General features: G+C 63.8%; 27 protein-coding genes and 1 other RNA gene. 13 read left to right on the top strand and 15 right to left on the bottom strand.

What is annotated here, in order from left to right:
* Positions 1–133 precede the first annotated feature (133 nt).
* The gene (locus MAXJ12_RS05640) at positions 134–427 is read left to right on the top strand and encodes a hypothetical protein (protein WP_008834821.1); all 294 of its coding nucleotides are present in this window, start codon (positions 134–136) and stop codon (positions 425–427) included.
* A 3-nt stretch (positions 428–430) separates the two neighbouring features.
* Here the strand turns inward: MAXJ12_RS05640 and MAXJ12_RS05635 are convergent, their stop codons facing one another.
* The 5 genes from MAXJ12_RS05635 to MAXJ12_RS05615 form a co-directional block, all read right to left on the bottom strand.
* Positions 431–1,228, bottom strand: coding sequence for an MBL fold metallo-hydrolase (locus MAXJ12_RS05635; RefSeq protein WP_008834820.1), 798 nt, complete (start codon positions 1,226–1,228; stop codon positions 431–433).
* Positions 1,225–1,635, bottom strand: a complete 411-nt coding sequence (msrB, locus tag MAXJ12_RS05630; RefSeq protein ID WP_008834819.1) for a peptide-methionine (R)-S-oxide reductase MsrB — start codon at positions 1,633–1,635, stop codon at positions 1,225–1,227. The genes MAXJ12_RS05635 and msrB overlap by 4 nt, the downstream gene beginning before the upstream one ends.
* A 297-nt stretch (positions 1,636–1,932) precedes the next feature.
* Entirely contained in the window at positions 1,933–3,123 is a 1,191-nt protein-coding gene (locus MAXJ12_RS05625; protein WP_008834818.1) for a vWA domain-containing protein, read from the bottom strand.
* Positions 3,123–3,578, bottom strand: coding sequence for a GNAT family N-acetyltransferase (locus tag MAXJ12_RS05620; protein WP_008834817.1), 456 nt, complete (start codon positions 3,576–3,578; stop codon positions 3,123–3,125). Before MAXJ12_RS05620 ends, MAXJ12_RS05625 begins: the two co-directional genes overlap by 1 nt.
* Before the next feature lie 4 nt (positions 3,579–3,582).
* A complete protein-coding gene (locus MAXJ12_RS05615; protein WP_008834816.1) occupies positions 3,583–4,422 on the bottom strand; it encodes an AAA family ATPase in 840 nt (279 codons plus the stop codon).
* Positions 4,423–5,424: 1,002 nt separating this feature from the next.
* Here MAXJ12_RS05615 and ssrS point away from each other — a divergent pair.
* The 4 genes from ssrS (at position 5,425) to MAXJ12_RS05600 (ending at position 7,984) form a co-directional block, all read left to right on the top strand.
* A non-coding RNA gene (gene ssrS, locus MAXJ12_RS34995) (6S RNA) lies at positions 5,425–5,582 on the top strand.
* A gap of 125 nt (positions 5,583–5,707) precedes the next feature.
* The gene (locus MAXJ12_RS05610; RefSeq protein WP_008834814.1) at positions 5,708–6,301 is read left to right on the top strand and encodes a 5-formyltetrahydrofolate cyclo-ligase; all 594 of its coding nucleotides are present in this window, start codon (positions 5,708–5,710) and stop codon (positions 6,299–6,301) included.
* Positions 6,298–7,122, top strand: coding sequence for a TIGR00282 family metallophosphoesterase (locus tag MAXJ12_RS05605; RefSeq protein ID WP_008834813.1), 825 nt, complete (start codon positions 6,298–6,300; stop codon positions 7,120–7,122). The genes MAXJ12_RS05610 and MAXJ12_RS05605 overlap by 4 nt, the downstream gene beginning before the upstream one ends.
* 100 nt (positions 7,123–7,222) lie before the next feature.
* Positions 7,223–7,984, top strand: coding sequence for a TerC family protein (locus tag MAXJ12_RS05600; RefSeq protein ID WP_008834812.1), 762 nt, complete (start codon positions 7,223–7,225; stop codon positions 7,982–7,984).
* A 117-nt stretch (positions 7,985–8,101) separates the two neighbouring features.
* On the opposite strand, the gene MAXJ12_RS05595 is transcribed toward MAXJ12_RS05600, so the two are convergent.
* Both MAXJ12_RS05595 and MAXJ12_RS05590 read right to left on the bottom strand, forming a co-directional pair.
* A complete protein-coding gene (locus MAXJ12_RS05595; protein ID WP_008834811.1) occupies positions 8,102–8,464 on the bottom strand; it encodes a VOC family protein in 363 nt (120 codons plus the stop codon).
* A 14-nt stretch (positions 8,465–8,478) separates the two neighbouring features.
* Positions 8,479–8,964, bottom strand: coding sequence for an SRPBCC domain-containing protein (locus tag MAXJ12_RS05590; RefSeq protein WP_008834810.1), 486 nt, complete (start codon positions 8,962–8,964; stop codon positions 8,479–8,481).
* Between the two features lie 51 nt (positions 8,965–9,015).
* Between MAXJ12_RS05590 and MAXJ12_RS05585 the strand changes: the two genes are divergently transcribed.
* Positions 9,016–9,339 (top strand): ArsR/SmtB family transcription factor, encoded by a 324-nt coding sequence (locus MAXJ12_RS05585; RefSeq protein ID WP_008834809.1) that lies wholly within the window; start codon positions 9,016–9,018, stop codon positions 9,337–9,339.
* A gap of 14 nt (positions 9,340–9,353) precedes the next feature.
* On the opposite strand, the gene MAXJ12_RS05580 is transcribed toward MAXJ12_RS05585, so the two are convergent.
* On the bottom strand, positions 9,354–9,695 hold the full coding sequence (locus MAXJ12_RS05580) for a winged helix-turn-helix transcriptional regulator (protein ID WP_008834808.1): 342 nt from the start codon (positions 9,693–9,695) through the stop codon (positions 9,354–9,356).
* A gap of 135 nt (positions 9,696–9,830) precedes the next feature.
* On the opposite strand from MAXJ12_RS05580, the gene MAXJ12_RS05575 reads away from it, so the two are divergent.
* Positions 9,831–10,538 (top strand): glutathione S-transferase family protein, encoded by a 708-nt coding sequence (locus tag MAXJ12_RS05575; RefSeq protein ID WP_008834807.1) that lies wholly within the window; start codon positions 9,831–9,833, stop codon positions 10,536–10,538.
* Positions 10,539–10,649: 111 nt separating this feature from the next.
* On the top strand, positions 10,650–11,159 hold the full coding sequence (locus MAXJ12_RS05570; RefSeq protein WP_008834806.1) for a metallophosphoesterase: 510 nt from the start codon (positions 10,650–10,652) through the stop codon (positions 11,157–11,159).
* Between the two features lie 10 nt (positions 11,160–11,169).
* On the opposite strand, the gene MAXJ12_RS05565 is transcribed toward MAXJ12_RS05570, so the two are convergent.
* Positions 11,170–11,979 carry an MBL fold metallo-hydrolase gene (locus MAXJ12_RS05565; protein ID WP_008834805.1) on the bottom strand — a complete coding sequence of 270 codons (810 nt, stop codon included), beginning with the start codon at positions 11,977–11,979 and terminating at the stop codon, positions 11,170–11,172.
* Positions 11,980–12,155: 176 nt separating this feature from the next.
* Here MAXJ12_RS05565 and MAXJ12_RS05560 point away from each other — a divergent pair, with 176 nt between their 5' ends.
* Together MAXJ12_RS05560 and MAXJ12_RS05555 are read left to right on the top strand one after the other, a co-directional pair.
* On the top strand, positions 12,156–12,905 hold the full coding sequence (locus MAXJ12_RS05560) for a YebC/PmpR family DNA-binding transcriptional regulator (RefSeq protein WP_008834804.1): 750 nt from the start codon (positions 12,156–12,158) through the stop codon (positions 12,903–12,905).
* Between the two features lie 130 nt (positions 12,906–13,035).
* Entirely contained in the window at positions 13,036–13,338 is a 303-nt protein-coding gene (locus MAXJ12_RS05555) for an Rdx family protein (protein ID WP_008834803.1), read from the top strand.
* Between the two features lie 60 nt (positions 13,339–13,398).
* Here the strand turns inward: MAXJ12_RS05555 and MAXJ12_RS38155 are convergent, their stop codons facing one another.
* The 3 genes from MAXJ12_RS38155 to MAXJ12_RS05545 form a co-directional block, all read right to left on the bottom strand.
* The gene (locus tag MAXJ12_RS38155) at positions 13,399–13,557 is read right to left on the bottom strand and encodes a glycine zipper domain-containing protein (protein WP_008834802.1); all 159 of its coding nucleotides are present in this window, start codon (positions 13,555–13,557) and stop codon (positions 13,399–13,401) included.
* Between the two features lie 71 nt (positions 13,558–13,628).
* Positions 13,629–13,898 (bottom strand): anthrone oxygenase family protein, encoded by a 270-nt coding sequence (locus MAXJ12_RS05550; protein WP_008834801.1) that lies wholly within the window; start codon positions 13,896–13,898, stop codon positions 13,629–13,631.
* A gap of 75 nt (positions 13,899–13,973) precedes the next feature.
* On the bottom strand, positions 13,974–14,807 hold the full coding sequence (locus MAXJ12_RS05545) for an NmrA family NAD(P)-binding protein (RefSeq protein WP_008834800.1): 834 nt from the start codon (positions 14,805–14,807) through the stop codon (positions 13,974–13,976).
* 106 nt (positions 14,808–14,913) lie between these two features.
* Between MAXJ12_RS05545 and MAXJ12_RS05540 the strand changes: the two genes are divergently transcribed.
* Complete coding sequence (locus MAXJ12_RS05540) at positions 14,914–15,543, top strand: TetR family transcriptional regulator (protein WP_008834799.1); 630 nt, start codon at positions 14,914–14,916, stop codon at positions 15,541–15,543.
* A gap of 80 nt (positions 15,544–15,623) precedes the next feature.
* Here the strand turns inward: MAXJ12_RS05540 and rpmE are convergent, their stop codons facing one another.
* Positions 15,624–15,845, bottom strand: coding sequence for a 50S ribosomal protein L31 (rpmE, locus tag MAXJ12_RS05535; RefSeq protein ID WP_008834798.1), 222 nt, complete (start codon positions 15,843–15,845; stop codon positions 15,624–15,626).
* 191 nt (positions 15,846–16,036) lie between these two features.
* On the opposite strand from rpmE, the gene MAXJ12_RS05530 reads away from it, so the two are divergent.
* Together MAXJ12_RS05530 and MAXJ12_RS05525 are read left to right on the top strand one after the other, a co-directional pair.
* Positions 16,037–17,842, top strand: coding sequence for an ABC transporter transmembrane domain-containing protein (locus MAXJ12_RS05530; RefSeq protein ID WP_008834797.1), 1,806 nt, complete (start codon positions 16,037–16,039; stop codon positions 17,840–17,842).
* Between the two features lie 100 nt (positions 17,843–17,942).
* Entirely contained in the window at positions 17,943–18,548 is a 606-nt protein-coding gene (locus MAXJ12_RS05525) for a hypothetical protein (RefSeq protein WP_008834796.1), read from the top strand.
* On the opposite strand, the gene ppa is transcribed toward MAXJ12_RS05525, so the two are convergent.
* Positions 18,549–19,082: an inorganic diphosphatase gene (gene ppa / locus MAXJ12_RS05520; protein ID WP_008834795.1), complete on the bottom strand. Its 534-nt coding sequence runs from the start codon at positions 19,080–19,082 to the stop codon at positions 18,549–18,551. It abuts the gene before it with no gap.
* A gap of 104 nt (positions 19,083–19,186) precedes the next feature.
* The coding region (locus MAXJ12_RS05515; RefSeq protein ID WP_008834794.1) for a GNAT family N-acetyltransferase at positions 19,187–19,603 on the bottom strand (417 nt) is incomplete at its 5' end.

The following is a 19,603-nucleotide window of genomic DNA, read 5'->3' as shown; positions in this document are numbered from 1 at the left end:
CTCCCCGCGTCGTATTAGCCGGCGACTAGCATAGCGGCGTGCCAGCGCCAAATCGCCTCCAGCCCTTTGACAATGCGCCGCGCCCGGCCGATTAACAGTGGCGAAAAATTGCAGTCCAACGCGGGCTCCGGGAATGTCGTTCTTTGCGTCACGCTGGCGCGGCGAAGCGCCGCTCGATCGCCTGTTCTGGCGCGACATGGTGCTGGTCGGCACCATACTGAATTTGGTGACGACCGCCGCCGCGATACTGTTGCTCGGGCTGAAGGCGCCGATGGCGGTCGTGCTGGCGGTGCATTTTTCACCGGTACCTTACAATATCTTCCTGTTCGCCGCCGTCTGGCGCACGGCCGACGCTGCCGGCAACGCCAGGGCCGCTTTCTTCAGGAGCGCGGCGCTCTTATGGCTGGTGGCTGCGACTGTCATCTGATGATCAGGCGATAGCGGCCAGATAGCGGTCGACGGACACCGCCATCGCCTGCTTGCCGCCGCCGATCACATTGGTGTTCCACCAGGCGCCGTAGATGTCATCGAAATCGAACGGCTCGACCGCCGCGGCGATCTTGCGCACTGCCGCCGCGTTCAGCGGGATATGGTTCGGATAGCTGTACATGAAGCTGACATGGCGGCGGGTCGGCACGACCTGCAGAATGTCGCCGGCGAGGATGGCGTTCCCCTTGCCGCGCTTCCAGTGCAGCACCTGGCCGCCGGCGAAATGGCCGCCGCAACGGATCAGCGTCAGCGACGGGTTGATGGCGAGCGTCTCGCCTTCCCAGCTGACGATCGAGGGATGCGGCCGCATGATCCACTGGCGATCGTCGGAATGGAGATAGATCGGCACGCCGCCGAAAGCCTCGCTCCAGTCGACCATCACCGAATAATAATGGCTGTGCGAGATGGCGATCGCCTGCAGGCCGCCGCGCCGTGTGATCTCGGCCACCGCCTCGTCGCTGACCATAGAGACGCAGTCCCACAGCACATTGCCGTCCGGCGTTTCGGCAAGCAGCGCGCGCTGGCCGATGGCGAAGCGCGGCTCGACGCCGAAGGCGAGCACGCCTGCATCCTCCCGCATCACCAGATTGTGGCTGTCCGCCAGCTCCCGCGCGGTGGTCCAGGCCTGGCCTTCCCAGCGTACATATTGCCGTTCGTCCTCGCAGACCGGGCAGTGCGCGGGCGGCGTATCGCTCTTGGCGAACTGGACGCCGCATTGCAGGCAGATGAAGCAGGTCATGCCGCGTTGGCCGGCTCGAAGTTGAGCGCCACCCCGTTGATGCAGTAGCGCTGGTAGGTCGGCGGCGGCCCATCCGGGAAGACATGGCCGAGGTGGCTGCCGCAGCGGGCGCAATGGACTTCCGTGCGGGCCATGCCGAGGCTGCGGTCGGTCGTCGTCTCCACGGAACCCGGAACCGGGTCGTTGAAGCTCGGCCAGCCGGTGCCGCTTTCGAATTTCAGCTTCGATTCGAACAGCGGCTGGTCGCAGCCTGCGCATTTGAAGGTGCCGGCGCGCTTCTCATACAGCAGGGCGCAGCTGCCCGGGCGCTCGGTGCCGTGCTGGCGCATGATGTAATATTGCTCGGGCGTCAGCTTCTCGCGCCATTCGGCGTCGGTACGGGTGACGGGATAGCGATGCTCGTCCATTTGACCTCCTGCCCTGCGGCTTGCTGTCGCCTCAACATAGGCATTCGTTGCGGATGCGCCTAGTCTGTGGTGCGTCCCTTCGAGACTCGCCCGTAAATGGATTTAAACAACCTTCCACCTCGGCGAGGGCTCGCACCTCAGGATGAGGAAGGTGCTGTGCTTCATCCCAAGTTCTGCTGCGTCGCAGAATTCGGGAGGCCTTGAGCCAGCCGCCCTCATCCTGAGGTGCGAGCCCGCACAGATGGTCGAAGGCAAGGTGCAGGTGTTTGACGGGCGAGCCTCGAAGGACGCACACCTTCAATGCTTCCTCGACAATTCCCTGGTGGCGTTTTCCAGCCCGGCCAGCGTCAGCGGATACATGCGGTTGGCAAAGATCTCGCGGATCATGGCGATCGAATGGGTGTAGCCCCAGTGCTTCTGGGTAATCGGATTGACCCACACCGCATTAGGCCATTGCTGGAGCACGCGGGCGAGCCAGAGCGCGCCGGGCTCCGGGTTCCAGTGCTCGACCGAGCCGCCGGGATGGGCGATCTCGTAGGGGCTCATCGAGGCGTCGCCGACGAAGATCACCTTGTAGTCGTGGCCGTATTTGTGGAGCACGTCGAAGGTCGGGATCACCTCGGAATGGCGGCGGGTATTGTCCTTCCACACGCCCTCGTAGAGGCAGTTGTGGAAGTAGAAATATTCGAGTTGGCGGAACTCCGCCCGGACCGCCGAAAACAGCTCCTCGACCACCTTGATGTGGTCGTCCATCGAGCCGCCGACATCGAAGAACATCAGGAGCTTGACCGCATTGCGCCGTTCCGGACGCGTCTTGACGTCGAGATAGCCGTGCTCGGCGGTGGCGTGGATGGTGCCGGGCAGGTCGAACTCCTCCTCCGCGCCTTCGCGCACCCAGCGGCGCAGGCGCTTCAGAGCGATCTTGATGTTGCGCGTGCCGAGCTCGACGGAATCGTCGAAATTTTTGAACTCGCGCTTGTCCCACACCTTGACCGCGCGGCGGTGGCGGCTTTCGTGCTGGCCGATCCGCACGCCTTCGGGATTGTAGCCATAGGCGCCGAACGGCGAGGTGCCGCCGGTGCCTATCCATTTCGAGCCGCCCTGATGCCGCCCCTTCTGCTCCTCCAGCCGCTTTTTCAGCGTCTCCATCAGCTTCTCGAAGCCGCCCAGCGCCTCAACCAGCTTCTTTTCTTCGTCGGTCAGGTGCTTTTCGGCCAGACGGCGCAGCCATTCTTCCGGGATGTTGGCGACGTCGATCCCCGCCTCGCCGGAGACCGCCTCGACGCCCTTGAACACATGCGAGAATACCCGGTCGAAGCGATCGATGTGGCGCTCGTCCTTCACCAGTGCCGACCGGGCGAGATAGTAGAAGGCTTCGACATCGTACTGGACCAGCCCCGCATCCATCCCCTCGAGTAGCGTCAGATATTCCCGCAGCGATACGGGAACGCTCGCGGCTTTCAGTTCGAGGAAGAAGGGAATGAACATCAGTGCGGCGGCAGCAAATCGTATTCGATGAAGCCGGTGCGGCGCGCTACCCGATCGTAGAGTTTTCGCGCGGTGGCGTTTGTCTCGTGCGTCATCCAGTAGACATTTTTCACGCCGCGTTCCTCGGCATGGCCGCGCACCGCCTCGATCAGCGCCGCGCCCGCGCCGGAGCCGCGTGCATCCGGATCGGTGAACAGGTCCTGTAGATAGCAATTGCCCTCCACCGACCAACAGGAGCGGTGATAGAGGAAATGCACCAGGCCGACAGGCTTTCCGTCGAGGAACGCCATAAAGCCCTTTGGCTCGAACTCGCCTTCGGTGAAGAGACGTTTCCAGGTCGTCTGGTAGACCTCCTCCGGAACAGTCGTTTCATAGAAAATGAGGTAGGCGGTCCACAGCCGCCGCCAGTCGGCTTGGTCAGATTGTTCGAACGGGCGGATGGTAATTGCGGTCATTTCTCTACCCCTGCCTTCTCGCCATGAACGCCAGCCGTTCGAACAGGTGCACGTCCTGCTCGTTCTTCAGCAGCGCGCCGTGCAGCTTGGGCAGCGCGTTCTTCGGGTCGGCGCGCAGATCCTCCGGCGCGATGTCATCGGCGACGAGCAGCCGTATCCAGTCGAGCGCCTCGGAGGTGGACGGCTTCTTCTTCAGGCCGGGCACGTCGCGGATCTCGTAGAACTGCGTCAGCGCGGCGCGCACCAGCGCCTGCTTGATGCCGGGATAATGCACGTCGACGATTTTTGTCAGCGTCTCGGCGTCGGGAAAGCGGATGTAGTGGAAGAAGCAGCGGCGCAGGAAGGCGTCGGGCAGCTCCTTCTCATTGTTGGAGGTGATGATGACGATCGGCCGGTTGGCGGCGCGGATCGTCTCGCCGGTCTCGTAGACGAAGAATTCCATGCGATCGAGTTCCTGCAGCAGATCGTTGGGAAATTCGATGTCGGCCTTGTCGATTTCGTCGATCAGGAGCACCACCTTGCGCTCGGCGGCGAAGGCATCCCAGAGCTTGCCGCGCTTGATGTAGTTGCGGATGTCGTTGAAGCGCTCGTCGCCGAGTTGGCTGTCGCGCAGCCGCGACACCGCGTCATATTCATAGAGACCCTGCTGCGCTTTGGTCGTCGACTTGACGTGCCATTCGATCAGGTCGAGACCGAGCGCGGCCGCCACCTGCCGGGCAAGCTCGGTCTTGCCGGTGCCTGGCTCGCCCTTGACCAGAAGCGGCCGCTCCAGCGCGATCGCCGCATTGACCGCAACCATCAGATCCTTTTCGGCGACGTAGGCCGCCGTGCCTTCAAAACGCATTCCGTGCTCCATCTTTTGCGCCGGACAGTAGGGTCGGGTGGGAGAGAGGGCAAGGGTGCCGGCGAAGGGAGGGGTGCAGCAGTGCTGGGGGAGCATCTCCCTTCTCCCCTTGTGGGAGAAGGTGGCCGAGCGGAGCGAGGTCGGATGAGGGGTGTTGGACAGAGTGCCACGTCCATTGTTAGTCGCATTGTAACAGCTCAATCTTCTCCGCCTCATTCCCTCCAACACCCCTCATCCGTCTTGGCGCTTCGCGCCAATCCACCTTCTCCCACAAGGGGAGAAGGGAGAGCGCGCAGTTCTTCATTGCCACGCTGCGTTTCCGCCCTGGCCGTTGAGTAGTCGGGAAGACGGGCGGGCAGGAAAGCGCCGCACGAATTCGTAAGACAAGAACAGGCACTCCCATGCCCGCCCGTCCGGTGTCTGTCGCCACGGTCGACCGGTCACGCGCCCCGCTCCATGTTTTTCCATGGACAATGACGCGCGGATGATCCGCCTCCTATGCGATCAGGCGTTTACGCCTGATCCACAGAATGCCGGCCCGTCGGACGCCCTCGGAGGTCGTGGGAACCGAATCCACGCCGGGAGGTCACCGCCGCCCTACCGATCCCCGGTCCGGAACCGGTTCCCGCAAGGGCGATGCCGGCGATTATGCGGGAGGGGCAGGGGATGTGAACAAATCCGGTGCGAAGATTCTTCTCGCCGGCTGTTATGCCATTGATCCGCAACAGTTCTTTTTACGAACGAGCCGAAATGGAGATGGATTCTATCCTCATTTAAGGTGGCAGCGCCCCCTCCACCGCCTTCGGCGGTCCCCCTCCCCGTAAAACGGGGGAGGATCAGCAGCGGCGGCGCCGGTTCCTCCCCTGCGAAGCGGGGGAGGGGGACCACACGAAGCGTGGTGGAGGGGGCAATCGAGAACAAGCAGATAATTATTTCTTCAAGAGCGCCCCGGCGCCCGCCGATCCTCTGGCGCGCAGGGGCCGGACGCATTATATTCGTCCCGACGGTCTGCGCCTCGCGGCAGGAGAGACATATTCCCCGGGGCCTTATCGATCTCAAAGGGAGCTGTCCCTGGGAAGACCCGTGGGTTTTCTCACACGGCGCCCACCTACTTTGTAGGTTCCCGGGATCGACTTCTCCACCGGTTGCGTGGATCGTCACTTTTCCGACATTGCAACTCTGAATGACCGCTACGCCGCGCGTCGAGCCCGGCTGACCGTTGCGGCAACGGCCGGTTTTGTGCCAAGGACGACGAAGCAAGCAGTTGAAACCGTCGCCCGTCCGTATGAAGCAGTTCAACCACATGAAGAAGACGCTGCGCGTGGAAGCACTGGCGCGCCGCGACTCGCTCGACCCAGTCTGGCGCATCGAGGCTTCGCTGGGCATGGCCGACCATGCCGCCGGGCGGATCGAGGTTGAGCCGGGCAGCGCCGTTTCCGGCTTCTGGCCGATGCGCTCGGAAGTCGATGTGCGCCCGCTGATGTTCGCGCTGGCCGAAAAGGGCGCGCGGCTCTGCCTGCCGGCCATCATCGACCGGAGCACCATCGTGTTTCGCGAACTGGTGCGCGGCGCCGAACTGGTCGACACAGGCTTCGGCACTTGCGGCCCGGCAGCCGACGCCGCGCTCCTCGAGCCGGAACTGATGCTGGTGCCGCTGGCCGCCTTCGACGCACGCGGCCACCGCATCGGCTACGGCGCTGGCTATTACGACCGCGCCATCGAGCGGCTGCACAATCTCGGCAAAAAGCCCCGGCTGATCGGCATCGCCTTCGATTGCCAGGAAGTCGGGCTGGTTCCGGACGAGCCGCACGACATCATCATCCCCGAAATCCTGACCGAGAGCGGATTGCGCCGCTTCGGCACGCAGGTGAACTCATGAGACTTCTCTTCCTCGGCGACATGGTCGGAAAACCCGGACGTACGGCGGTGTGGGAAAGGCTGCCCGGGCTGATCGCCGACTTCCGGCTCGATTTCGTCATCGTCAACGGCGAGAACGCCGCCGGCGGCTTCGGCATAACCGAGGAAATCTTTCAGGAGACGCTTCGTGCCGGGGCGGATGTCGTGACCACCGGCAACCATGTCTGGGACCAGCGCGAGGCGCTGATGTTTGCCGCGCGCGAGGAAAGATTTTTGCGGCCGGCCAACTATCCCAAGGGCGCGCCTGGCCGCGGCTCCGGCCTCTTTGTGGCCAAGAACGGCGCGCGCGTGCTGGTCTCGAACATTATGGGCCGAGTGTTCATGCACCCCGAACTCGACGACCCGTTCCAGGCCGTCGAACGCGAACTCTCCGCCTGCCCGCTCGGCGAGCAGGCCGATGCCGTGGTGATCGATTTCCATGCCGAGGCGACCTCGGAAAAGATGTGCTTCGCGCATTTCGTCGACGGCCGCGCAAGCTTCGTTGTCGGCACGCATACCCACCAGCCGACGGCCGACCACCAGATTCTCAATGGCGGCACCGCCTACATCACCGACGCCGGCATGTGCGGCGACTATGATTCCTCGCTCGGCATGGACAAGGAGGAGCCGCTGAACCGGTTCCTGTCCAAAGTGCCGAAGGGACGCTTCGAGGCGGCGACCGGCCCCGCGACGATCTGCGGCGTGGGTCTGGATATATCGGACCGCACCGGGCTAGCCGAAAGGATCGCGCCGCTGAGGCTCGGTCCGCGGCTGGAGGAAACGACGCCGGCTTTCTGGGGGTAAGAGTTTCGGGCATTTTTCATACCGCACGGTAAAGTTGACCTTTACTGCGGCCGGACCTAACTCTGCCTGATCCTTTATTCATTTCGGCGAGCAACCCCCGATGATCGAATTCCTCGCGCCGCACTTCGTCTGGCTCAACGATCCGACGGCATGGGTGGCGCTGGCCACGCTCGTCATCCTCGAAATCGTGCTTGGCATCGATAATCTCATCTTCATCGCCATCCTGACCAACAAGCTGCCGGTCGAGCAGCAGTCCAGGGCGCGGCGGCTCGGCATCGGCGCGGCGCTTGTCATGCGCCTCGTGCTGCTCGCCACGATCTCGATAATCGTGGGACTGACCTATCCGGTGTTCACTGCCTTCGGCCACGGCTTTTCGTGGCGCGACCTCATCCTCATCGCCGGCGGGCTGTTCCTGGTCTGGAAGGCGACGCGCGAAATCCACCATACGGTCGATCCGGTTGACCACAAGGAAGACATGGTCGGCCACGCAGTCTCCATGACCATGGGCGCGGCGATCTTGCAGATCCTGCTGCTCGACCTAGTCTTCTCGATCGATTCGATCATCACCGCCGTCGGAATGACCGACGAGATCGCCATCATGTACATCGCGGTTATCTCGGCCGTGACTGTCATGCTGCTGGCCGCCGATCCCTTGTCGAAGTTCATCGCCAAGAACCCGACCATCGTCATGCTGGCGCTGGGCTTCCTCCTGATGATCGGCATGACGCTGATCGCCGACGGTTTCGGCTACCATGTGCCGAAGGGCTATATCTACGCCGCCATGGGCTTCTCGGCGCTGGTCGAAGGGCTCAATATGCTGGCGCGGCGCAAGAGGGCGAAGCCGGAGAGCAAGGGGTCCTGAGGGGAGAGACTATCCAGTGCGTCCTTCGAGGCTCGCCCAGCTCGAGTTCAGCCCGAGTCCGCAGATCCGTGCGGGCTCGCACCTCAGGATGAGGGGCCGTTGTGCGCCGGCAGCGGCTCACCACGCGTCGGGCTCGCGCACCAGGTGCACGATGTTGGCCGGGTTTACGATCCAGCCGCCCCTGAAGCCCTCGCCCAGCGCCTCAATCGCGTCGCAGCGAACGACACCTGCGTTGGCGAGATGGTCGGCGGCGGCCGGGAAATCGTCGGTAAAGAGTTCGAGCCAGATTTCCGCCTGGCTCATAGCCGGCGCTTCGTCGATCCACAGCCGGTTGGGGCCAAGCTCGAAGCCGATCGCCGGCGCTTTGGCGGTGAACGGCTTCAGGCCGATGACGTCGCGGTAGAAGGCTATCGTCGCTTCGTATTGGTGCGGCGGCACTTTCATGGCGATGTTGATGCCGCCCCTGATCTTCGCAGTCATTCTTTTCTCCCAGTCTACTTGCGTTCGCTTGAAGTCGGCAACTCGCCGCGCATTTCGCTCGGATAAAAACCTTCCCGCAGGTTGATGCCGTATTCGACATAGGCCTTCATGCAGGAGAGCATCTGCGACCAGCCCTCGCAGTTACCGTAGGACGCTTTTCGGCCGGCCTCGTCCTCGCGCCAGCCGGATTCGGCGATGGTGACGAAGGTGCCGCCGTCGTCGAGCGGCTCGAACTTCATCTCGATGCGGGTCTGGTAGGGCGGTTTTACCTCCGGACCGCTGCCGTCCCAGCGCAGCACGATGCGTTTTTCGGGTACCACCTCGTCGACCTCGACGGGCACCTGCCCCCACCACGTCACGGTCGTGCCGGCGACCAGCGGGGCGCTGGCGCCGCCTAGCGTGGTGAAATAACCGCTGAGCTTCGCCGGATTGACCACGGCGTCGAACACCTCCGCGACCGGCTTGCCGATGCGCCCCGAAACCCTGAATCCGATAGACATATCCACAACTCCTCGCTTGTTTCTCGCGGCATTATGTTATAAAAACATAACATGTCAAGCCAAACGAAAGAGGACAGCGTTTTCAAGGCGCTGGCCAACCACAAGCGGCGGGCGATGCTCGACGCACTGAAGGAGGAACCGCGCACGACGGGCATGCTGTGCGAAGCGTTTCCGGAGATGGACCGCTGCACGGTGATGCAGCATCTGAAGGTGCTGGAAGAGGCGGATCTGATCGTCGTCAGGCGCGAGGGGCGCGAGCGCTGGAACCATCTGAACTCGATGCCGATCAAGGCGATCCACGACCGCTGGATCAGCGAGTATGCGGCGCACGCGATGAGCATACTCGATCGGCTGAAAGCCGATCTAGAACACTAGAGCAAAGGTGCTTTCTATTCCGCGGCCTGCTGCGCGCCGATCCTCTCGGCGTGCTGCTTGCCCCATTCGGCAAGCGGAACCAGCGCGTCGTCGAGCGAGACGCCGAGCGGCGTGGCGGAATATTCGACGCGCGGCGGGACTTCGTGGAACACCTTGCGGTGGACCAGGCCGTGCGCCTCCATCTCCCGCAATTGCTGGATCAGCATCTTTTCGCTGATGTCGGGCACGAGCCGCTTCAGTTCGCCAAAGCGGCGCGGTTCGGTGCGGATCAGCCACAGGATCAGCGCCTTCCATTTGCCGCCGATCACCGAGAAGGCGGGGCCGAGGCCGCAGCTTTCCGCAAGTTTTTTCGCCATGGTTTTCCTCAATACTTACGTCCAGGTAGGTACCTTACTTTATAGTCGGTACTTGCCCACAATCAAGTATTGCATAGGTTTCAGCGACGCCGCGCAGGCAGTCCGCTCGCGGCTCGCAATCGAAAGGAAATAACCATGGAACCTGTGCTCTTCTACGGCGTGCCGCATGGCTGCTCGTTCGGATCGATCGTGGCCCTCGAATGGCTGGGCGAGCCCTATCGCCTGTGCCGCATCGATATGCTGTCCAAGCCGGAGGGCGAGGCCTTCGCCCGAGTCAGCCCGCTCGGCGAGACTCCGGCGCTGCTTCTGGAAGACGGCCGCGCGCTGACCGAAAGCTTCGCCATCATGCACAATATCGGCGCGCGCAATCTCGAACGAAAACTTGGCTTCGCGCAGGGAACGCCGGAATTCGACCGGCTGAACAGTGTGCTCGCCTATCTCCACACCACCTTTCACTCGGCCTTCTCGCCTGCGTGGGCGGCCTACAAGCTGGCCGAGGGCGACCCGAACCGGGAGGTGCTGCGGACGCTCGCCCGCGACAAGGCGGTGCACAGCTACGAGCATCTGCAGGACATGGTGACCGGCCGGGAATGGCTGGCCGGCGGCGATTTCAAAAGCATGGCCGACGCCTATTTCATCGGCATAGCGCGCTGGGGCGAGGATCTCGGCCTGTTCGACCTCCGCAAGGAATATCCGCGGCTGCACCGGCATATGCAGAAGCTGGAGGCCGATCCCGGCGTGATCTTCGCCCACGCCATCGAGGACGAGAACCCGGCCACGAGCAGCGGCGGCTTCCGCGGCCACGTCACGCTCGACGAGCTGAACCCGCGGCTCGCGGCTTAGGCACTTGCGAACAGTCCTCCCGCCGAACGGCGGGAGGGTTCGCACAATCTGTCCCTCAGCCCGGCCTCCCCTACATTGCCGTTGACGGCTGAAACGCGAGGGCGGGGGAAAATGCTGTTCTTCACCGGCGACACCCATTTCGGCGACACGAGAGTGCTGCGCATCGACCGCAGGCCGTTCGGCTCGGTCAAGGAGCATGACGAGGCGTTGATCGGATACTGGAACGAGACGGTGGGGCCGGACGACGAGGTCTGGCACCTCGGCGATTTCACGAGAGGCAGCGGCAAGAGCCGCGCTGACGCGCTCCTCTCAGCCCTCAACGGGCGCAAGCACCTGATCATCGGCAACAATGACGACGACGCGACCATATCGGCCGCCGGCTGGGCCAGCGTGCAGCACTATGCCGAAATGACGGTGGACGGGAAGCTGCTCATCCTCTGCCATTATCCGTTCCGCACATGGAACCAGATGGGCAAGGGCTCGATAAACCTGCACGGCCATTCGCATGGCAGGCTGAAGCCTGTTCCTCGCCAGCATGATGTCGGCGTCGACGCCTGGGAGTACCGGCCGGTCACGCACGATCTGATACTCGGGCCACGGCGTGCGCGGGTATCCGCGTAGCGTTCGAGTTTTACACACCTTCGAGAATGATGATGGTCGGCCGGTCGGGCAGCGTGCGCAGCGACAGCGTCAGCGAGCGGCTGTCGCGGAAATCGACGGCAAAGCCCTCGCCGAGCCTGCCAAGGAACTCTTCGATGGGCGTGGAGTGGCGGTGCATGGGCAGCACCACCGAGGAATAGAGGCGCTCGGTGATCTCGGTCATGGCGTCGAGCGACAGCGTCATGCCGCCATCGACGGGCGCCATCACCACGTCAAGCCGGCCTATCGCGCCGTAATGCGCATCCTCCAGACGGTGGTGGAGATGGCCGAGATGGCCGATGCAGAGGCCGGCGACCTCGAAGATGAAGATCGAGTTGCCGTCCTTGCCGAGAACGTCCGGGCCGCGAATGTCGGTCGGCACGTTGCGGATATAGACGTCGTCGACCACGACCGCGTGCCTCGCCGGGCCGCCGTCTGGGTTCCAGCCGCGCAGCACATATTCGATGCCGTTATCGGGGAAATCGGTGAAATGGGTGCGGTGCGCCTTGTTCATGGTGACCACGCGCGGCAGCGGGTCGGAGCCGTACACGCCGGAAAAATCGGTGGCGACGCGGACGCCGGCCGGCGTCTCGATGATGTAGGTCGAATGCCCGGCATAGGTGATAGACACCTTGCCTTCCGCGACCGCTTGGGCCGGCGTGAAATTGGCGTAGGTGACGTTCGGGATCGCTTGGGCGATGGCCACGCAGCGGCTCGGCGGCGGCTCATCCTGAGCGTAAGCCGGAGCGGCAAGTGCTAGAATCGCGGCGAGGCAGGCGGCAAGAAGGCGCAAGGCTGGCATGACGGTCTCCCCTGGACGGGCGTCGTGACAGCCTAACGGCTGATCGCGGCATGGCGAGCGGGCGCAGGTCACATTTTCGCGAGCGCTCCAAGTGAAGCTCCGGCTGGACCTTTGCGGCCGTTTTATCTATAAGCGCCGCCATTCCAGATAGCCGTATAACGACCAAAAGGGGCTCCATGGCCGGCCATTCACAATTCAAGAACATCATGCACCGCAAGGGCCGTCAGGATGCCGTGCGGTCGAAAATGTTTTCCAAGCTTGCGCGAGAGATCACCGTGGCCGCCAAGCAGGGGCTTCCCGACCCGGCGATGAACCCGCGCCTCAGGCTGGCGGTGCAGAACGCCAAGGCAGAATCCATGCCCAAGGACAACATCCAGCGCGCCATCAACAAGGCCGTGGGCGGCGATGCCGACACCTACGAAGAGGTACGCTACGAAGGCTACGGCCCCGGCGGCGTGGCGGTGATCGTGGAGGTGCTGACCGACAACCGCAACCGCTCGGCGTCCAACGTGCGCGCAGCCTTCACCAAGGCCGGCGGCGCGCTCGGCGAAACCGGCTCGGTGTCGTTCATGTGGGACCGCGTCGGCGAGATCGTCTATCCGGCGAAGGCCGGCAACGCCGAGGAGGTGATGGACGCAGCGATCGAGGCCGGCGCCGACGACGTGCAGTCGGACGAGGACGGCCATACCATCATCTGCGCCTTCGAGAATCTCGGCGATGTGTCGAAGGCTCTGGAAGCGTCGCTGGGCGAGGCCTCGTCGGTGAAGGTGATCTGGAAGCCGCAGACCAACATTCCGGTCGACGAGGACCGCGCACAGTCGATCCTGAAGCTTGTCGCCACCCTCGAGGACGACGACGACGTGCAGAACGTCTACGCCAATTTCGAGGTCGACGAGGAGACGATGGCGAAGCTTAGCGCGGCGTGAGCGGCACAGCCCTCATCCGCCTGCCCGCACCTTCTCCCCGTAAAGAATGGGGAGAAGGGCGATACTCCAACGCTGACGACCCCCTCTCCCCGTCTTTCACGGGGAGAGGGTAAGGGTGAGGGGCAATCAAATGATGACCAATTCTCTACCCACCATCCGCATCACCTACTGCACGCAATGCATGTGGCTCCTGAGGGCCGGGTGGATGGCGCAGGAACTGCTGTCGACCTTCGGCACGGAGCTCGGCGAAGTCGCGCTCGTGCCCGGCACCGGCGGCATCTTCACCATAACCTGCGACGAGCACCTGGTCTGGGACCGCAAGCGCGGCGGCGGCTTTCCCGATGCGGCGAAGCTCAAACAACTGGTTCGCGACATCATCGACCCGGAGCGCGACCTCGGCCACGCCGACCGGAAGAAGCCGCAGGGCGAGTGACGCGACAGCTCGGCTCGTTTCGCTATGCTTGCCGCTGATAGCAACGTCTGCCGACCGCGATCAACCGCTGTCCCATTTGAACATCGCCCCTGCCGCCGCGCCGATGGCAATGCCGATGGCGGTCCCGATCGGGATGTTGTCGAGCGCCACTCCGATGACCGCGCCGACGCCGATGCCCACCGCCATTCCAAGCGCCATCCGCGAAAACTGATCATTCACGGCCGCACTCCTTCAGGCCCCAACCAGGAGTTTCATATGGGCGGCGACCCGCCCAGCGCCAAACCGGCGCCCTACCTGAGCGCCATGATGAAGCAAGCCAGCGCTGCAATCCCGCTCACCGTACGCACGTGATTCCAAGCCGTCCATTCCGTGAGATAGCGTGTCCACAGGGCCGCGCCTTCCGGCGTATCGGCACCGGCCGCGGCCAGCGCATCGTTCAAAGGCACGTTGAAGACGATCGTCACGGCGATGATGCCGACGAGATAAAAGAGGCTGCCGGCGAGCAGCCAGGCCATGCCGGCATCGCTCCACCGGAACGCCGCGACCGCCGCCAGCGCCACCGACAGGATGGCGCCATCAGCCCGCTGCCAAGCGCAGCGAGGAAAGTCAGCGCAAAGACGATACCGCCGGTCATTTTACACCTCCCAGACGCCGGTCGCCGCCGCGTCCCGCACATAATCGGAAAAATCCGTCGGCTTGCGGCCGAGTGCGCGCTCGACGCCGTCCGTCAGATAGGAATTGCGGCCGTCCAGGACCTGCGTGAGCAGCTCGTTCAGAAGCCCGACGAATTCTGCCGGCAGTTGCTGTTCGACCAGCATCGCGTCGAACTCCTGTGGGGTAATCTGCACGTAGCGAATGTCGCGCCCGCTCGCCTTACCGATCTCACCGATCGCCTCAGCGAAGGTCAGGAGCCGCGGCCCGGTCATTTCGTGGAGCTGGCCGACATGGCCGTCCTCCGAAAGCGCCGCGACAGCCGCATCGGCGATGTCGTCGGCATCGACGAAAGGCTCCTTCACGTCACCGACCGGCAGCGCGACCACGCCTGCGTTCAGCGCTTCGAGCATAAAGCTCTCGCTGAAATTCTGGCAGAAGAAGGCGCTGCGCAGGATCGTCCAGTCTGCCCCGGAATCCTGCACCGCCTGCTCGGCGCGTCGCGCCTCCGGCTCGCCGCGGCCGGAAAGGAGCACCAGACGCTTCACGCCATTGCGCACCGCCAGCCGGGCGAAGGCGCCGACCGCATCGGCCGCGCCCGGTACGGCGAGGTCGGGATAGTAGCTGATATAGGCCGCGCCGACACCATCGAGCGCCGCCTCCCAAGTCGCCTCGTCATTCCAGTCGAAAGGCGGCCGGCCCGAGCGCGAGCCGATGCGGACCGGCTTGCCGAGCCCCGTCAAGCGCTCCGCCAGCCGCCGCCCGGTCTTTCCCGTGCCGCCCAGGATCAACGTTGGCTTTTCCGATTGATGGATCATGGTCCCAGCTCCATTTATAAACATGAGCAGCCCTCACATTTGCAAATGTGATAAGCCCTCATATTATGAGTGTCAACCGGAATCGACCGGACGAGTGGAGTAACCAATGGGCAATGAAATCGCGGGAGAGCTTCATATGCCGGCGGCGCGCCGCTCGCCGAGCCAGTCGCGCAGCCGCGAACGCGTCGAGCGCATTCTTGCCGCCGCCGCCGCGCTGATCGCGGAAGCCGGCAGCGACGCCATGCGCATGAGCGATGTGGCCGCGCGGGCAAAAGTGTCGATCGGCTCGCTCTACCAGTATTTTCCCGACAAGGGCGCGGTGATCCGGACTCTGGCGGAGCGCTGCAACGCGCAGGGGCGCGAATGCATCGAGGAAGGACTGGCCGGCGTCCGGGACATTGCCGGGCTGAAGAAGGCGTTCTCGGAGTTGGTCGACACTTACTATGGGATGTTTCTGGCTGAGCCGGTGATGCGCGACATCTGGTCGGGCACGCAGGCCGACAAAGAACTGCGCGACATCGACCTAGCCGACAGTCGCGCCAACGGCGCGCTGCTGGCCGAGGTGCTGTCGCGCCTGCGGCCGGACGCCGATCCGGGCGAGCTTGCCCACTCGGCCTTTCTGGTCATGCATCTGGGCGAGGCGACGATGCGGCTCGCGATCTCCGTCGACCGGGCCGAGGGAGACGCGCTGGTCGAGGCCTACAAGCGGATGGCGCTGCGGGAGTTCGAGAGTTGATCCGCAGCGGACGAAGGCGAGCCTCCCAACAAAAAACCCGCCACGAAGGCGGGTTTCTGTAGCCGGTTCGAAAACCCAGCTTACATGCCGAGGCCTTCGTAGCGCTTCTTGAACTTCGACAGGCGGCCGCCGCGGTCGAGCAGCGTCTGCTGGCCGCCGGTCCAGGCCGGGTGCGTGGAGGGATCGATGTCGAGGTTCATCGTGTCGCCTTCCTTGCCCCAGGTCGAGCGTGTGGTGTATTCGGTGCCGTCGATCATGACGACCTTGATGTTGTGGTAGTCGGGATGGATGTCGCTCTTCATCGGTCTGTTCCTGGTTGTCGCGGCGCGCGCGGCTAATAGCCTGCGGCGATGCGCCTCTTTCCTAAAACTCGAAGCCGCAGCTAATGAGGGGCCACGGCTTCAAAAACGGTCGGCGTGCCTATACATCAGCCGAAATTGAATCACAAGGCCGGGCGGCGGCGGCAAATCGCCGGGCGAAGAGGAAATACGCCATGGCGGAAACCGGCAGGAGCGCTGACGATGCGCGCAGGCGCTCGCTCCGCCCCCTGAAGCGGCTTTTCCCCTACATTCTGCGCTATCGCAAGCTGGTCGTGGGTGCGCTTTTGTCGCTGACGGCCGCCGCGCTGATCACGCTGACCCTGCCAATGGCGGTGCGCCGCATGATCGACCACGGCTTCTCCGGGTCGGATTCGGCATTCATCGCCAATTATTTTTCGATGCTGGTGGTGATCGCCGCGATCCTCGCGCTGGCCTCGGCCTGCCGCTATTATTTCGTCATCACGCTCGGCGAGCGGGTGGTGGCGGATCTCCGCCGCGACGTGTTTTCGCATGTGACGAAACTGTCGCCGGCCTTCTTCGACACGGCGCAGTCGGGCGAGATCGTCTCGCGGCTGACCGCTGACACCACGCAGATCAAATCCGCCGTCGGCGCCACTGCCTCGATCGCGCTGCGTAACGTCATACTCGGCCTCGGCGCGGTCGCCATGATGATCGTGACCAGCCCGAAATTGTCGAGCCTGGTGATCGCCGCCATCCCGCTGATCGTGCTGCCGCTGGTCGCCTTCGGCCGCTCGGTCCGGCGCAAATCGCGCGCCGCGCAGGACACGCTGGCCGAAGCCACCGCCTATGCCAGCGAGCAGATAGGCTCGATGCGCACATTGCAGGCTTTCACCAATGAGCGGCTGGTGACCGGCCGTTTCGGCCAGGCGGTGGAGTCGGCGTTTACGGCGGCGCGCTCATCGGTCTTCGCGCGTTCCTTCCTTACCTTCTTCGCCATCTTCACCATCTTTTCCTCGGTGGTGGCCGTGCTGTGGTTCGGCTCGCGCGACGTGCTTTCGGGAGCGCTGTCGCCGGGCACGCTCGGCCAGTTCCTGCTCTATTCGGTGTTCGCCGCCGGCGCTCTCGGCGCATTGTCGGAAGTGTGGGGGGAACTCAGCCAGGCGGCGGGCGCGGCCGAGCGGCTGACCGAGATCCTGGCCGAGGAGCCGGCGATCATTGCGCCGGCAGCGCCGAAGCCCCTGCCCTCGCCGGCAAGGGGGCTGGTCGAGTTCCGCGACATTTCGTTCTCGTATCCCTCGCGACGCGACCTGCCGACGCTGCACGGATTGAACTTTTCGGTGAAGAGCGGCGAGACGGTGGCCATCGTCGGCCCTTCCGGCGCCGGCAAGAGCACGGTGTTTTCGCTGCTCCTGCGCTTCTACGATCCGCAATACGGACAAATCCTGGTCGACGGCGTCGATGTGCGCGAAGCCGACCCGCAGGAGGTGCGAAACCGCATCGCGATCGTGCCACAGGACACGACGATCTTTGCCGCGTCCGCGCGCGAAAACATTGCCTTCGGCAGGCCGGGTGCGACGAACGCCGAGATCGAGCAGGCGGCGCGCGAGGCGCTGGCCGACGAATTCATCGAGCGGCTGGACAAGGGCTACGACACGCCCGTCGGCGAGCGCGGCGTGATGCTGTCGGGTGGCCAGCGCCAGCGCGTTGCGATCGCCCGCGCCATCCTGCGCGACGCGCCGATCCTGCTGCTCGACGAGGCGACCTCGGCGCTCGACGCCGAAAGCGAGACGCTAGTGCAGACGGCGCTGGAGCGGCTGATGCAGGGCCGCACCACGATCGTCATCGCGCATCGGCTTGCGACTGTGCTGAAGGCCGACCGCATCCTGGTCATGGATGCCGGCCGCATCGTCGAGGAAGGCACGCATAAAAGCCTAGTAGAGAAGGGCGGCATCTACGCACGGCTTGCGAAGCTGCAGTTCGAGACCGGCGCCGACGCGTTCAGGGGCGCGGCGGAGTAGCCCCGACACAACTTCGAAATCCTTCCGGCGTTGCTGCTTCAGGTTGTTTCCGGGCTAGGCCCGCGTTAGGCTTCGGCTTGCCTTTGAGGGAGTGACCGCCGTGAAAGCAATCATCTTCGGATTGGCCTTTTTCAGCCTTTGCCAGACGGCTTGGGCCGGCGAAATCTCGAGCGTCTACACCGACCTCGATGCCGAGAGGGGCTGCACCACCTTCGCCGCGGCCGGGGAAGGCGAAGGCGACTGGGCAAATCTGGTCTGCACCGGCTACAGCGGCTACCCCGTCATCATCTACTCGGCCGATTTGAGGGAATCGGTGTTTTACGGCTTTCCGCCCGCGGGCGATCTCGCGCCGACCTGGGAGAGCTTCGCCGCATTCAATTCCGCCGGCCCGAAAATCGAGTGGCGCGTTGAGATGGATGGCGACCGGGCTTTGCCTTTCGCCACCATCCATCGCTGGTTCGTCAGCAATGACCCCGACAGTCCGGAAAAGAAAACCGAGGTCCTGGTCGTCGCCAAGGTGGGCCAGATTGCCGAGCGCGACGGCTGCGCCGTCGGGCTGGTCGTGGCCACCGGCAATCCGAAAGCCAACGAAACAGCGCGCAAGATCGCAGACGAACAGGCGCGCGATTTCGCCTGCGGCGCCGACGAGCGCGTGCTGGTCAGCGGCGATGTGCCGCTGCCCGAGTTCAGTCGCGCCGATCAGTGATTATTTGGCGTTCTTGGCCCGCTCGATGGCTTCGACGATCATCTGCTTGGCGCGCGCCGAATCGTGCCAGCCGCCGATCTTGACCCATTTGCCGGGCTCCAGATCCTTGTAGTGCTCGAAGAAATGCTCGACCTGCTGCAGCGTGATCTCCGGCAGCTGGCTGTATTCGAAGATGTTCTCGTAGCGGCGCGTCAGCTTGGGCGACGGGACAGCGATCACCTTCTCGTCCTGGCCGGCATTGTCTTCCATGATCAGGACGCCGATCGGGCGGACATTGATGACGCAGCCCGGGATCAGTTCGCGGGTATTGCAAACAAGCACGTCGATCGGATCGCCGTCGCCCGAGAGCGTGTGCGGAACGAACCCGTAATTGCCGGGATAGGTCATCGGCGTATAGAGGAAGCGGTCGACGAACAGCGTCCCGGCTTCCTTGTCCATTTCGTATTTGATCGGCTGGCCCCCGACCGGAACCTCGACGATGACATTGACGTCGTCAGGCGGATTCTTGCCGATGGCGATGGCTTCGATGCGCATGGATGGTTTCCCGTTGTGCCCCCGCGCGGCTCGATAGCCGCAGCAAGCGCCAAGCGCAACAGCGGACGGGTAAGTTCAAAGATCGCAGGTGAAGGATTCAGGCGTCAGTCCCAGACGAAGGCGACCTTTTTCAGCGCCTTCTGGTCGAACACTTCCACACCCTCGGCGACATCGCGGCCGCCGGCCCCGGCATAGAAGGATAGCGCGTTGATATTGTCCTCCAGCGCCCATACGACCATGCCCTTCAGCCCATGGTCGGCGAGCTTCTGCCTGGCCGCGGCGAACAACCGGCTGCCCAGCCCCACGCCCTGATATTCCGGACGGAGGTAAAGCTCGTAGATTTCGCCCTGCTGGGGCAGTTCGCGGGCACGGTTGCGGCCGACGGTGGTGTAGCCGGCGACCTTGCCGCCGATTTCCACGACAAGCACGGTGGCCGAGCGCCGAATGGCGTTGGCCCACCATTCACCGCCGCGCCGGCTGATCATTGCATTCAGCGCCCGGTGCGGGATGATGCCGGCATA

It is taken from the genome of Mesorhizobium alhagi CCNWXJ12-2 (genome assembly GCF_000236565.1).
Taxonomy (GTDB): Bacteria; Pseudomonadota; Alphaproteobacteria; order Rhizobiales; family Rhizobiaceae; genus Allomesorhizobium; species Allomesorhizobium alhagi.
This window is presented reverse-complemented; position numbering and strand designations above follow the sequence as displayed.